The organism is Anaeromassilibacillus sp. 1001302B_160321_C8, assembly GCF_015554745.1.
Taxonomy (GTDB): domain Bacteria; phylum Bacillota; class Clostridia; order Oscillospirales; family Acutalibacteraceae; genus Anaeromassilibacillus; species Anaeromassilibacillus stercoravium.
In genome coordinates, this window is sequence record NZ_JADNJD010000010.1 from 80,964 (window position 1) to 93,851 (window position 12,888).

Here is a 12,888-nt window from a genome sequence, read left to right on the forward strand (position 1 = left end):
GCGGTTCCGGAACGGTGGAGTGAAAGGAAAGGAGAAGCCTTATGAAAGTGAAGAAACTGGTTGCCGGCATCCTGGCGGGCGTGATCGCCCTGTCCGCTGCGGGCATCTCAGCGTTCGCCGTGCTGTCCGACGACAGCAGCGAATGGAACGGGCAGCCCGAGGTTGTCCAGGTAAACCGGGAACCTGCCCGCGCGACGGCGTATCCGTATGAGTCGGAGGAAAAGGCGCAGGAGAACGACCCGGCGCAGTCGGCCTATTACAAGCTGCTCAACGGCGACGATTGGAAGTTCAGCTGGGCGGAGAAGCCTGCCGACCGCATCAGCCAGAAGGACGGCGCGTTTGCAGACGCCGGCTATGACGACAGCGGCTGGGACGACATCACGGTCCCGCTGAGCTGGCAGACGGTCAAGAACGAGGATGGCAGCTTCAAATACGACGAGCCCATCTATGCCAACCAGGATTATCCCTGGAAATACAATTCGCAGGACGCGAATATCCCCACCGGCGCAGCGCCGACCAACTTCAACCCGGTCGGCACCTACCGGAAGGTTCTGCCGGACGTTTCTGCATGGCAGGGCCGCCAGGTCTTCATCACCTTTGAGGGCGTTGAAGACGCGATGTACCTCTATGTCAACGGCCAGAAGATCGGCTACGGCGAGGATATGACCGCCCGGCAGGAGTTTAACATCACCGATGCGCTCGATTTTACCGAGGGCGCGAAGAACGTTGTGACCGTCGAGGTCTTCCGCTGGAGCGACGGCAGCTGGATTGAGAACCAGGACGGCCTGCGACTGTCCGGTATCTACCGCGATGTGTACCTGTTCTCCAAGGACGACATCGAGATCCGCGACTTCACCGTCGTGACCGATTTGGACAGCGAATATGTGGACGCAGACCTGAACACCGAGGTGGAACTGCGCAGCTTTGGCGATGCGGACACCGCGGGCATCACCGTGGAGGCGCAGCTCTACGACGCGGAGGGCAACCCCGTGGGCGAGCCGATGACGGCGGAAGCGCCCGCCTTTGCGGAAAACAAGGCGGTTGTGAACCTGACCGGCCATTTTGAAAACCCGCTCAAGTGGAACGCCGAGCATCCGAACCTGTACCGCATGACCATCTCCCTCAAGCGCGGCGGCGAGCCGGTGGAAAGCACGGCGGTCAACGTCGGTTTCCGCGAGTTTGATGTAATCAACCGCGGCACCACCAATGCGCAGATGGTTTTGAACGGCGAGCCGGTCTACTTTAAGGGCGTAAACCGCGGCGAGATGTCGCCGGAGACGGGCCGCCACCTCTCCCACGAGGAGATGGAGACGGACATCAAGCTGCTCAAGCAGTACAATCTGAATTCGGTGCGCACCGCGCACTATCCGGACGACCCGTATTTCTATGAGCTGTGCGACAAGTACGGCATCTATGTCATGGACGAGGCGAACAACGAATCCCACAACGGCCGCAGGCTGAACCCCGGCGTACCCGGCGACATCCCCGGCTATGTGGTCGCCTGTAAGGAGCGCGCGGTCAGCATGTTGGAGCGCGATAAGAACTATCCCTGCGTGCTGATGTGGTCCCCCGGCAACGAGGTTGGCACCGGCAAGTCCCTGGAGGGGATGCTCCAGTACTTTGACGAGAACGACCCAACCCGCCTGATCCACTACCAGGGCTGGAACGACAGCCCGTATGTTGACATGAAGTCGCAGATGTACCCGTCCTATACCGGAAGCCAGAGCGTTGAGCAGAACGGCCAGCGCAGCACGCTCCCATTCGTCATGTGCGAATACGACCACTCCATGGGCAACAGCACGGGCGGACTGAAGGACTATTGGGACATCATCCGGCAGTACCCGAACCTCCAGGGCGGCTGGATCTGGGACTGGGCGGACCAGTCGATCAACACCCAGATCCCCGGCGCGGAGCCCGGCGAGACCTTCTGGGCGTATGACGGCGCTTGGGACGTCTACACCGGAAAGAACAATTTCTGCGGCAATGGTCTGGTGGCCCCGGACCGTTCCATCCATCCGGCGATGTATGAGGTCAAGAAGGTCTACCAGTCCTTCCAGATGACGGCAAAGGATCTGGAAGCGGGTGTGATCACCATCACCAACGAATACATCGATACGAATGCGAACGAGTACGATATGACCTGGGAGCTGGTCCGCGACGGCGAAGTCGTTGCGAAGAACACCCAAACCGCAGACGTGCCGCCGCAGGAGACGGTGGACGTCGCGCTGGAAGGATACACCGCACCGGCGGATGTGCAGCCCGGCGAGGAATGCTTCCTGAACATTTGCTTTACCACCAAGGAGGACTGCTGGTGGGCGGACGCCGGCCATGAGGTCGCAACCGAGCAGTTTGCATTCGACGTGGCCGAGGACAATCTGCCGGAGATCGACGAGAGCAGCATGCCTGCGTTCACCGAAGGGCAGATCCAGGAGAGCGATACGGCGCTCACCATTGCAAACGATACCTTCAGCGTGACCTTTGACAAGGCGAGCGGCAAGCTCACCTCCTATACGTCCAACGGCGAAGAGCTGCTGGCAGAGCCGCTGGAGCCGAACTTCTGGCGTGCGGTCACCGACAACGACGTCAAGACCTCCCACGACGCAAAGTGGCAGGACGCGGTCAAAGACGCGGAAGTCACGGGCTTTAACGTCTTCCAGGAGGAGAAAAAGGTCATTGTCACAGTGAATATGACCATGCCTTCGGCAGCGGATTCGCAGTATGCCTCCACCTTCACCGTCTATTCCGACGGCAATGTGGTGGTGCGCAGCACCCTGATGCCGGACAGCTCCATGAACAACCTGCTGCGCGTCGGCATGCGCTTGCAGATGCCCGCCGGCTATGAGAACATGCAGTGGTATGGCCGCGGCGAGGCCGACAACTATTGGGACCGCAAGTGGGGCTATGACGTCGGCGTATACAACAGCACGGTGGGCGAACAGTTCACCAGCTTCCTCAAGCCGCAGGAGATGGGCAACAAGGCGGATACCCGCTGGCTGGCCATCACCAACGATTCCGGCGACGGCCTGCTCTTCGATGCGCAGGAGGTTGTGGAAGTCAGCGCCCTGCATTATACCCAGGAAGACCTGGAGCAGGCGCGGTATCTCTATAACGTAGAGGGGACCGAGAATACGGTCGTCACGATCGACCAGCATCAGATGGGCCTGGGCAGCGCAAGCTGCGGCCCGGAGACGCTGGAGCAGTACACGCTGCCGGCCGACCAGGCCTACACCTACCTGTTCCGCATGAAGCCCATCCACAACGCGACCACGGAACAGCTCATGGCGGATAGCAAGATCGCGCTGCCGGACGACACCACGCTGGTGACGGACATCCAGATCGACGGCGAGTCCATTGAAGGCTTCAACAGCGACATCCTCACCTATACCTCCCGCAAGAGCCCGTCCGCGGGTATCCCACAGGTCACCGCCACCGCAGCCAGCGACGACGTGACCATCACGGTGCAGCAGGCGGAGGCAGTCCCGGGCCAGGCGGTTGTGACGGCCACCAGTGCGAGCGGCTTCCAGCGCGTCTATACCGTGGACTTTATCTTCAATGAGTATGTCTACCTGTCCGACCTGGAGGAGACCTCCGAGACGGTCGGCTACGGTACTTTTACCAAGGACGCCAACCTGAGCGGCGACAAGATCAGCGTCTATCAGGATGGCAGCAAGGTCACGTATGACAAGGGCATCACCGCACATGCGGCCTCCGAAGTCGTCTATGACCTCACCGGCCTCGACGCAGAGCGCTTCCAGGCATGGGTCGGCATCGACGGCATCAACCGCAACAACAATGTGCGCGGCGTGAAATTCCGCGTGCTGGTCGACGGCGATGAGAAGTTCGTGTCCAACGAAATGAAGGGCAGCGGCAGCAACGCGGAATATGTGGATGTCGACATCAGCGGCGCCACGACGCTGACCCTGATTGCCGATTTGACCACCAGCTCCAACGGCAACTGCCAGACCGTCTGGGCGGATGCAAAGATCAAGGTGCGGGCAGAGAGCGAAGAGCTCTTCCTCTCCGACGTCCAGGAGGAATCCGCCGAGGTGGGATATGGCGAGTTCACAAAGGACGCCAACCTACAGGGCGGTGAGATCACCGTCTATCCGGACGGCGTGAAGACCTCGTTTGAAAAGGGCCTTGCCGCGCATGCGGCCTCCGAGGTCGTCTATGACCTGACGGGCCTCAACGCAACCCGCTTCCAGGCATGGGTTGGCATCGAGGACAAGGACCGTGGACAGGACGTCAAGGGCGTGATTTTCCGTGTGTTGGCAGATGGAAACGAAATCTTTGCTTCCAGCGAGATGAAGGGCAGAAATACCAACGCGGAATATGTGGACGTCGATGTGACGGGTGTGACGAAGCTGACTTTGATCGCAGAACTGACCAGCAGCAGCAACGGCCGCTGCAACACCGTCTGGGCGGATGCAAAGCTGCTCGTGACGGGCACAGAGCCGTCGGAGCCGCAGTTTGAGGTCGCAGAGGGGTCGGATGCGAAGATCACCACCGACGGCGATACGAAGATCCTCTACAACGTCCCGGCAGGGGCGACGACCGAGGACGTCGCCGCGATGCTCAAGCCTGTGCAGGGCGGCACGCTGGAATTCATGGAGGCGACCGGCGGTTCCATCGACGAGGGTTCGACGCTTGTCTCCGGCTACATCGTGATCCTGCGTGTGAACGGCACGGAAGAGGACCGCATGAGCGTGGCGCTTCTGGGCGACATCAACCCGGACGGCGCGGTCAACGGTTCCGATGTGGAGCTGGTCCGCCAGTCCATCGTGGGCAACCGCGACTTGGAGCAGGTGGAAATGCTCTCCGCCGATATGAACGGCGACGGCGTCATGGATGCGCACGATCTGTTCCTGATTAAACAGCAGGCCAATTAATTGGCACGGATTTTTCGCAATAGAATCTCCCCCCGGCGGCCTTTTGCAAGGCCGCTTGCGGGGGCCCCAGCGCTGGGGATAAAGCGCCGGTAACCCTGGAAAAACAGGCAATCAAAACGGCCCCTTGTTGTAGTTGCTTCTACAACAAGGGGCCGTTTTCCTGTGTACATACAAAAGGAACTATGGGCCGTGCGGGAGCGCTCCGCCGGGAACAGCGCCCTCTGGCGCAGCTTTCTCCGCACAATGTAAAAATTTTGGTCTGAAAAGCGCATCAAAGGGCCCGCTAGGAAAGACGCCCGGTTTCCCGTGCGGGAAAAAGGGCTGCGCCCAGGCGCGAAGACCGCCGTGCCGTGGGAGGGTTATCCTTCCTCCAACCCCATCACATCGTCCACCGGGAGGGAGAGGACCACGCCGTGCGCCTCGGTCCTGAGGCCGCAGGCTTGGCTGATCGCAGACATGATTTCGCCTTTTTTGTCCCGCGGGACGACAATCATCACAAAGTCCTGTTCCTCCTGGATGGGGATTCCGAAGTGCTGGCTGGCGCGCTCTGAGTTCCGCCGGCGGCCCTTCACAACCGTGCCGCCCCGCGCCCCGGCGCTCCTGGCTGCGTCGATCACGTCGTCGCTGCACCCGCTCTCCACAGATACCCAAATCAAAGAAAATTCCGACTTCTCTTTCATTTCTGCTTCGTCTCCTTTTTGTATGGCTTCCACCGCGCTGCGCGCTTCGTCGTTCAACATCTGTAACACATGGGTTTGAATCCCGCTGACTGGAACCGTGATGGCGATGCCGCCGCCCTTATGTGCAAAGGAGCCGTGCTGGTGCAAAGACGCCAAAAGCGGTTGGACCAGGAATTTGGGGACAAACGCTGTGGTGATGATCCGCGTCGTGCCCCCCAGCCCAAAGAGATCCAGGATCTCCGATGGGGCGGTCCCCTGCCCGCGGGCTTGGAAAAAGATCGGGATATGCATGCTTTGCAAGACCTCTTCCAATCGTTTTTCCTCTTCTTCCCGCGTGATTGTAATGAGCATCCGAAAAAGAATCCGAAGTTTCTCCTGTTCCGGCATACTTATTCCTCCTCCAGTTCAATAACGATATCATCCGACAGCTGCGCGGAAGGCTGTGGGACGGTTTTGGATTTGTGGGCATAGACAAGCCCCATAATTTGAATGGCGATCAACGGGGCCAGGGCCACCAAAGCGACAATCCCAAAGGCGTCCGATACGACGTTGCCGCCGATGGCGGTGCAAGCCCCCATGGCCAGGGGCAGCAGGAAGGTGGACGTCATGGGCCCGCTGGCCACGCCGCCGGAGTCAAAGGCGATGCCGATGAAGACCGGCGGGACAAACCGGCAGAGGACCAGCGCCAGAGTATACCCGGGAATGAGGACCCAATAGATGCTGATGCCCGTCAGGACGCGGACCATGGCCAACGCAACCGCGCAGGCCACGCCGATGGAAAGGGCGGCGTTCATCATCCCGCGGGAGACGGTCCCGCCCGTGAGGTCCTCCACCTGCTCGTTGAGCACCTGGACGGCGGGCTCCGCTTTGACAATATAATACCCGATCAGGATGCCGATGGGGATCAAAAGCCACTTGAGGTTCCCCTCGCCCAGGCCGCTGCCCAGCAGGCTGCCTACGGGCGCGAAACCGACGTTCACGCCGGTCAAAAACAGGACCAGGCCCAGGTAAGTGTACAGAATTCCCACGCTCATACGGAACACCTGCCGTTTGTGGTAATGGCGGGTGAAAAGCTGAAACAGGATAAAGACACCCGCCACCGGCAGGATGCTGATGAGGACCTCTTTGGCATACTGGGGGATGGCCAAGAGAAATTGCATGGCCACGTCGTGGGTGGTATGCACCGGCGTGATGTTCACCGCCTCATACACCGCGTCCGTCGGGTGGTAGAAGATGCCCAGCAGCAGGACCATGAGGATGGGGCCGATGCTGCACAGGGCGATAAAGCCGAAGCTGTCGTTGGCGCCGTCCTTGTCGCTGCGGGCGGCGGATAAGCCGACGCCGAGCGCCATGATGAAGGGGACGGTCATCGGCCCGGTCGTGACGCCCCCGGCGTCGAATGCCACCGCGATAAATTCCGAGGGGGCGAAGAAGGACAATAGGAACAGCAGCACATACAGGACCGTGAGCATTTTTGCAAGGCTGATTTTGAACAGGATGCGGAGGACCGCGATGGTGGTGAAGACGCCCACGCCGGTCGCCACGGTCCAGATCAGCACCTGGTTGGGGATCGAGGCCACCTGGTTGGCCAGCACCTGCAAATCGGGCTCAGAGATGGTGATGATCGCGCCCATCGCAAAGCACACGGCGGCGATCCACAGGATGCTCTTGCTCTTTACCAGCCTGCCGCCGACGCCTTGGCCGAGCGGCGTCATTGCGATTTCCGCGCCCAGCTGAAAAAAACCCATGCCGACGATCAGGAGGACTGCTCCTGTGAGAAACAGCATGAGGGTTCCGACCTCCATGGGCACGATCGTAATGCTCAAGAGCAACACGATGGCGGTGATCGGCAGCACGCTCGCCAGGGACTCCTTGATTTTTTCTTTCAGTTTCTCATTCATTTTGCGTAAGCAGACCTCCTTTGTTCGATGATTGACGCATTCGATTGTTTCCCGGGGGAGCGGAACACAACCCCGGGACGCAGCGCAGCCCTCAGTGGGATTCCATATAGTTGCGCAGGATCTTTGTTTTAATCCGCAGATAGGCTTCGGCGTCCTCCGGCCCGAGCAGCTCCAGCGTTTTGGCGACCGAATCCACCACTTCGGCGCGCTTTTTCTGGATCATCTGCACGCCCGCGTCCGTCAAATAGACCAGGATTTTCCGGCTGTCCTCCGGATCCACATTCCGTGTGACCAGCCCCTGCTCTTCCATGTGGTTCAAAAGGGCGGCGATGCGTGCGGTGCTGACCACCAGGCCCTTGCTCAGGTCCTTGGGATGCACCAGCCCGGCGTGCCCCATCAGATAGTTCAGGACAAACCATTCCCCTTTGGACAAGCTGGACAGCTCCCGGCAGGCAGGGACCTGCAACAGTTGCCCTTGTAATGCAATCCACTCGTTTGCGAGGGACTTGTAATCCATTCTGCTCACCCCGGTAAAATAACTAACTATATTAGTTATTTTACCGGGATCCCTTTAGAATCTTATGAACAGGATGTAAACTTTTTGCCAGGAATTTTTGGCAGGCGGCACGTGGGGGGACTTTTTTCAGGCGCGCTTTGCATATGCGCGCTTTGCATATGCGCGCTCTATGGCTTGGATAGCCGCTTAGGGGAAACGGCCCCGTGTTTTTCCGCCGCCCAGAAAAATTTTTGTCCGAGGCCATTTCCCTCTTGACATGGAGTCCACTCCAGATGGTAAACTAGACAAGCTGGTTCCTGCGAAACCGCCCGGCAAGAAGCCGGGGAAACCGGCCGAAGCCGGATTTTGGGCCAGCGCAACCATTTGCCGCTTCTTTTTGGGAAGGGGCATTGCACCATGCAACAACATCGATACCAGGAAGGTATCTGCTTTCAGGAGAAAGCGGGTGCCTTCTTTTTTTATCGAAAGGAGCTTTTATGACGCTGGAACAATTTTTTCATGCGCATCCACGGGCGGCTGTCGCCTTTTCCGGCGGGACGGACTCGGCGTTCCTGCTGTGGGCAGCCAAAACCTATGGGTGCGATGTGCATGCGTACTATATGAAGACCGCCTTCCAGCCGGCCTTTGAGCTGGCGGACGCCCGGCGGCTCGCCGGAGAGCTGGACATCCCCATGACGGTCATCGAGACGGACATCTTGGCCGTGCCCGGCGCGGCGGCCAACGGGCCGGACCGCTGCTACCACTGCAAGCGGCAGCTGTTTTCCGCGCTCTGGCAGCGCGCCCGCCGCGATGGGCACACGCTCTTGCTGGACGGTACCAACGCCTCGGACGACGAGGGGGACCGGCCCGGTATGCAGGCGCTGCGTGAATTGGAGGTCCGTTCCCCCCTGCGGGAGTGCGGCCTGACCAAGGACGACGTGCGGCGCCTGTCCAGGGAGGCCGGGCTGTTTACCTGGGAAAAGCCCGCCTATGCTTGCCTGGCTACCCGCATCCCTACCGGCACCCGCATCACAGCGGGGGACCTGGCGCGGGTGGAGCGCGCGGAGGACGCCCTTTCCCGCCTGGGGTTTGCCGATTTCCGGGTGCGCCTGCGGGAGGACGGCGCGCGCATCCAGGTGACGGCGGCGCAGATGGCGCTGGCCCGGGCAAAATGGGAGGAAATTTTGGAGCAACTCAAACCGGATTTTACGGACGTCCTGCTGGATCAAACGCCGCGGCAGGCGTCCCGATGAGGAGGGAACCCGATGGACAATAAGCAGGAGATTCTCCGTCTGCTCCGCAGCGTGGCGGACGGGACGACGGCGCCGGAGGACGCGCTGTTGGAATTGAAGGAGTCGCCCTTTGAAGATTTGGGCTATGCAAAGGTGGATTTCCACCGGAGCGTCCGGCAGGGAGCCGCAGAGGTGATCTATGGGGCGGGCAAGACCCCGGAACAGATCGCGGGGATTGTTTCCGCGATGGGGGAGCGGGGCTGCCGCAACATCCTCATCACGCGGGTCTCCCAGGAGGCCGCGGACCGGGTGGCGGAGTCGGTCCCCCTGGAGTACCATCCCCTTGCAAAGCTGGCCGTGGCCTTCCCCGCCGAACGGAAGCAGCGCGGCAACATCGTGGTGGCCACCGGCGGGACGAGCGACATGCCGGTGGCGGAGGAGGCCGCCCTCACCGCGGAAGCCATGGGGAACCAGGTCACCCGCCTTTATGATGTGGGCGTCGCCGGGCTGCACCGGCTGCTGTCCAATTTGGACGTGTTGATGCGCGCCCGCTGTGTGATCGCCGTGGCCGGGATGGAGGGCGCGCTGGCCTCGGTCGTCGGCGGGCTGGTGGACTGCCCCGTGATCGCCGTCCCCACCAGCGTGGGCTATGGGGCCAGCTTCGGCGGCCTATCCGCACTGCTGTCCATGCTCAACTCCTGCGCCTCCGGGTGCAGCGTGGTGAACATCGACAACGGCTTCGGGGCCGGGTATCTGGCGAGCCGGATCAATCAGATGGAAGGTTTGGAGGATTGAGGAAATGAGAACGCTATACATCGAATGCAACATGGGAGCGGCGGGCGATATGCTGCTGGCGGCGCTCTATGAGCTGTTGGAGGATAAATCCGCATTTTTAGACACGATGAACGGCCTGGGTTTGCCCGGCGTACACCTGGAAGCCGTGCCCGGGACCACCTGCGGGATCGCCGGGACCCATATGCGCGTCACGGTGCACGGCGAGGAGGAACATGAACCCGCCGCCGGGCACGGCCACGGCCACGCGTACGGGCATGACCATGCCCATCCGCACGAACACGCCCACGCCCATGCGCACCACCATGCCACGCCGGGGCATATCGCGGAGATCATCGACGGACTGACGCTGCCCGATGCGGTCAAGCAGCACGCGCGGTCGGTATACGATGCGATTGCGGTGGCGGAGGCCAAGGCCCACGGCTGCCCGGTGGGCGACGTCCACTACCACGAGGTGGGGGCTTTGGACGCGGTGGCCGACGTCACGGGCGTGTGCTACGCCCTGCATCTGCTTCAGCCGGAACGGGTTGTGGTCTCCCCCATCCATGTGGGGAGCGGCACGGTGCGCTGCGCCCACGGCGTGATGCCGGTGCCTGCCCCCGCAACGGCGAACCTCCTGACGGGCGTGCCCATCTATGGCGGCGCGGTGCAGGGGGAGCTCTGCACACCCACCGGGGCGGCCTTGCTGACCCACTTTGCCGCTTCCTTCGGCCCCATGCCGGTGATGTCCGTGGAGGCGGCCGGCGTGGGGATCGGCACAAAGACGTTTGAACAGGCCAACTGCGTCCGGGCCTTCCTGGGGGAGACAGTGGACGAAACAAACGGCGAGATCGTGGAGCTAGTGTGTAACATCGACGATATGACCCCGGAGGCGCTCGCCTTTGCCAGCGCCCGCCTGCTGGATCTGGGGGCGCTGGACGTCTATACGGTGCCCGGCACCATGAAAAAGGGCCGCCCCGGTCATGTGCTCACCGTGCTGTGCCGCCGGGAGCAGGAGGGGGAGATGGCCCGGCAGGTCCTGGCCCAGACGACCACAAACGGCCTGCGCGTGCGGCGGTGTGGGAAGTATTTCCTGACCCCCGGGGCGGGCGAGGCCGCGACCCAATGGGGGCCGGTCCGTGTCAAATGGGCGCGGGGCTTTGGCGTCACCCACTGCAAGCCCGAGTACGACGACGTGGCAAGGCTGGCGCGGGAGCACGGCGTCCCCTTCCAGCAGGTGCAGACCGACGCGGTCCGCAACCTGCCCGCAGAGGGGGAGGAAACGCGATGAAGCGTGCATGCAAGATCGTTCTGTCCCTGCTCCTGGTGCTGGCGGTGCTCTGCGGCTGCCAGAGCGGGCAGCAGCCGGACGCCCCGTCCGGCGGACAGGCGGCGAAGGATTCCGTGGTCATCGCCCTGGACACCAATTCCGAGCCGGAGGCCGGGTTTGACCCCGCCTATGGCTGGGGCGCGGGGGAACATGTCCACGAGCCCCTGATCCAAAGCACCCTGACGGTCACCGACGCCGGCCTGAACATCGGTTATGACCTGGCGACGGGCTACTCGGTCAGCGAGGACGGCCTGACCTGGACAGTGACCATCCGGGATGATGTCTCCTTCACCGACGGCGAACCGCTCACCGCCGAAGACGTGGCCTTTACCTATAACACCGTCAAGGAGGCCAGCTCGGTCAACGACTTTACGATGCTGGACTATGCCGAGGCGGTGGACGATACGACGGTTCTGTTCCACATGACCACGCCCTTCTCCATCTGGCCGTACACCATGGCCATCGTGGGGATCGTACCTGAGCACGCTTATGACAGCGCCACCTATGGCGCGAACCCCATCGGGTCGGGCCGCTATCTCTTAAAGCAGTGGGACCGCGGCCAGCAGGTCATTTTGGAGGCCAACCCGGACTACTACGGCGAAGCGCCCAAGATGAAGCGGGTCACCATCCTGTTTATGGAGGAGGACGCGGCGTTCTTGGCTGCGCAGGCCGGGCAGGTGGATGTGGCCTATACCTCCGCCACGTATTCCGACCAGGCGGTGGACGGCTATACACTGGCCTCCTACCGCACGGTGGACAACCGGGGATTTAACCTGCCCGCCGTTCCCGCCGGGACGGACGCCAACGGGCGCGCGGTGGGCAACGACTTTACCGCCGACGTGCGGGTGCGCCGGGCGATCAACATCGGGATCGACCGGCAGGAGATGATTGACAACGTGCTGAACGGCTACGGCACGCCCGCCTACAGCATCTGTGACCAGCTGCCGTGGTACAACCCGGCGTCCGAGGTGGCGTATGACCCGGAGGGGGCCGCCGCCCTGCTGGACGAGGCGGGCTGGCATATGGGCGCGGACGGCGTCCGGGAAAAGGACGGCGTCCAAGCAGAATTGACCCTGCTCTATTCCAGCGACGATTCGGTGCGGCAGGCCCTGGCCGCCGATTTTGCCAACCAGCTCGGCGAGCTGGGGATTTCCGCCTCCATCGAGGGCGTCGGGTGGGATACCGCGTACGACCGCGCCCTGTCCGAGCCCCTGATCTGGGGCTGGGGGGCCCACACGCCCATGGAACTGTACAATCTTTATCACACCATCGGGGACACCGGTTCCGCGCAGTATTCCCCGTATTCCAACCCCGCGGTGGACGCCTATATGGACCAGGCGCTGCAAAGCACCGATTTGGAGGCGTCCTATGCGCTCTGGCAGAAAGCCCAGTGGGATGGGGCCACCGGCGTGACGCAGGAGGGCGACGTCCCCTGGGTCTGGCTGGTGAACGTGGACCATCTGTATTGGGTGCGGGACGGGTTGCAGGTCGCGGAACAGAAAATCCATCCCCACGGGCACGGGTGGTCCATTGTCAACAATGTGGACCAATGGAGCTGGGCGTGAGGATGTGGGGCAACGCCAGATTCG

At 61.8% G+C, this 12,888-nt stretch carries 8 protein-coding genes; 5 read left to right on the forward strand and 3 right to left on the reverse strand.

All coding sequences use genetic code 11. The annotated features are described in order from the left end of the window. Nucleotides 1-41 precede the first annotated feature (41 nt). The gene (locus I2E77_RS08515) at nucleotides 42-4,889 is read left to right on the forward strand and encodes a glycoside hydrolase family 2 TIM barrel-domain containing protein (protein ID WP_195451027.1); all 4,848 of its coding nucleotides are present in this window, start codon (nucleotides 42-44) and stop codon (nucleotides 4,887-4,889) included. Nucleotides 4,890-5,248: 359 nt separating this feature from the next. Here the strand turns inward: I2E77_RS08515 and I2E77_RS08520 are convergent, their stop codons facing one another. The 3 genes from I2E77_RS08520 to I2E77_RS08530 all read right to left on the reverse strand — a co-directional run bounded on the left by I2E77_RS08520 (nucleotide 5,249) and on the right by I2E77_RS08530 (nucleotide 7,987). Then, nucleotides 5,249-5,956 (reverse strand): hypothetical protein, encoded by a 708-nt coding sequence (locus tag I2E77_RS08520; RefSeq protein ID WP_087234470.1) that lies wholly within the window; start codon nucleotides 5,954-5,956, stop codon nucleotides 5,249-5,251. Between the two features lie 2 nt (nucleotides 5,957-5,958). Further along, nucleotides 5,959-7,470 (reverse strand): DUF1538 domain-containing protein, encoded by a 1,512-nt coding sequence (locus I2E77_RS08525; protein WP_195451028.1) that lies wholly within the window; start codon nucleotides 7,468-7,470, stop codon nucleotides 5,959-5,961. Between the two features lie 91 nt (nucleotides 7,471-7,561). Next, complete coding sequence (locus tag I2E77_RS08530; RefSeq protein ID WP_195451029.1) at nucleotides 7,562-7,987, reverse strand: MarR family winged helix-turn-helix transcriptional regulator; 426 nt, start codon at nucleotides 7,985-7,987, stop codon at nucleotides 7,562-7,564. 476 nt (nucleotides 7,988-8,463) lie between these two features. Between I2E77_RS08530 and larE the strand changes: the two genes are divergently transcribed. The 4 genes from larE to I2E77_RS08550 are packed head-to-tail and all read left to right on the forward strand — an operon-like array spanning nucleotide 8,464 to nucleotide 12,864. Further along, the gene (gene larE, locus I2E77_RS08535; protein ID WP_191405534.1) at nucleotides 8,464-9,219 is read left to right on the forward strand and encodes an ATP-dependent sacrificial sulfur transferase LarE; all 756 of its coding nucleotides are present in this window, start codon (nucleotides 8,464-8,466) and stop codon (nucleotides 9,217-9,219) included. Between the two features lie 12 nt (nucleotides 9,220-9,231). Continuing rightward, nucleotides 9,232-9,993: a nickel pincer cofactor biosynthesis protein LarB gene (gene larB / locus I2E77_RS08540; protein ID WP_087234480.1), complete on the forward strand. Its 762-nt coding sequence runs from the start codon at nucleotides 9,232-9,234 to the stop codon at nucleotides 9,991-9,993. A 4-nt stretch (nucleotides 9,994-9,997) separates the two neighbouring features. Continuing rightward, on the forward strand, nucleotides 9,998-11,260 hold the full coding sequence (larC, locus tag I2E77_RS08545; RefSeq protein ID WP_195451030.1) for a nickel pincer cofactor biosynthesis protein LarC: 1,263 nt from the start codon (nucleotides 9,998-10,000) through the stop codon (nucleotides 11,258-11,260). Further along, the gene (locus tag I2E77_RS08550) at nucleotides 11,257-12,864 is read left to right on the forward strand and encodes an ABC transporter substrate-binding protein (protein WP_195451031.1); all 1,608 of its coding nucleotides are present in this window, start codon (nucleotides 11,257-11,259) and stop codon (nucleotides 12,862-12,864) included. Before larC ends, I2E77_RS08550 begins: the two co-directional genes overlap by 4 nt. Nucleotides 12,865-12,888 lie beyond the last annotated feature (24 nt).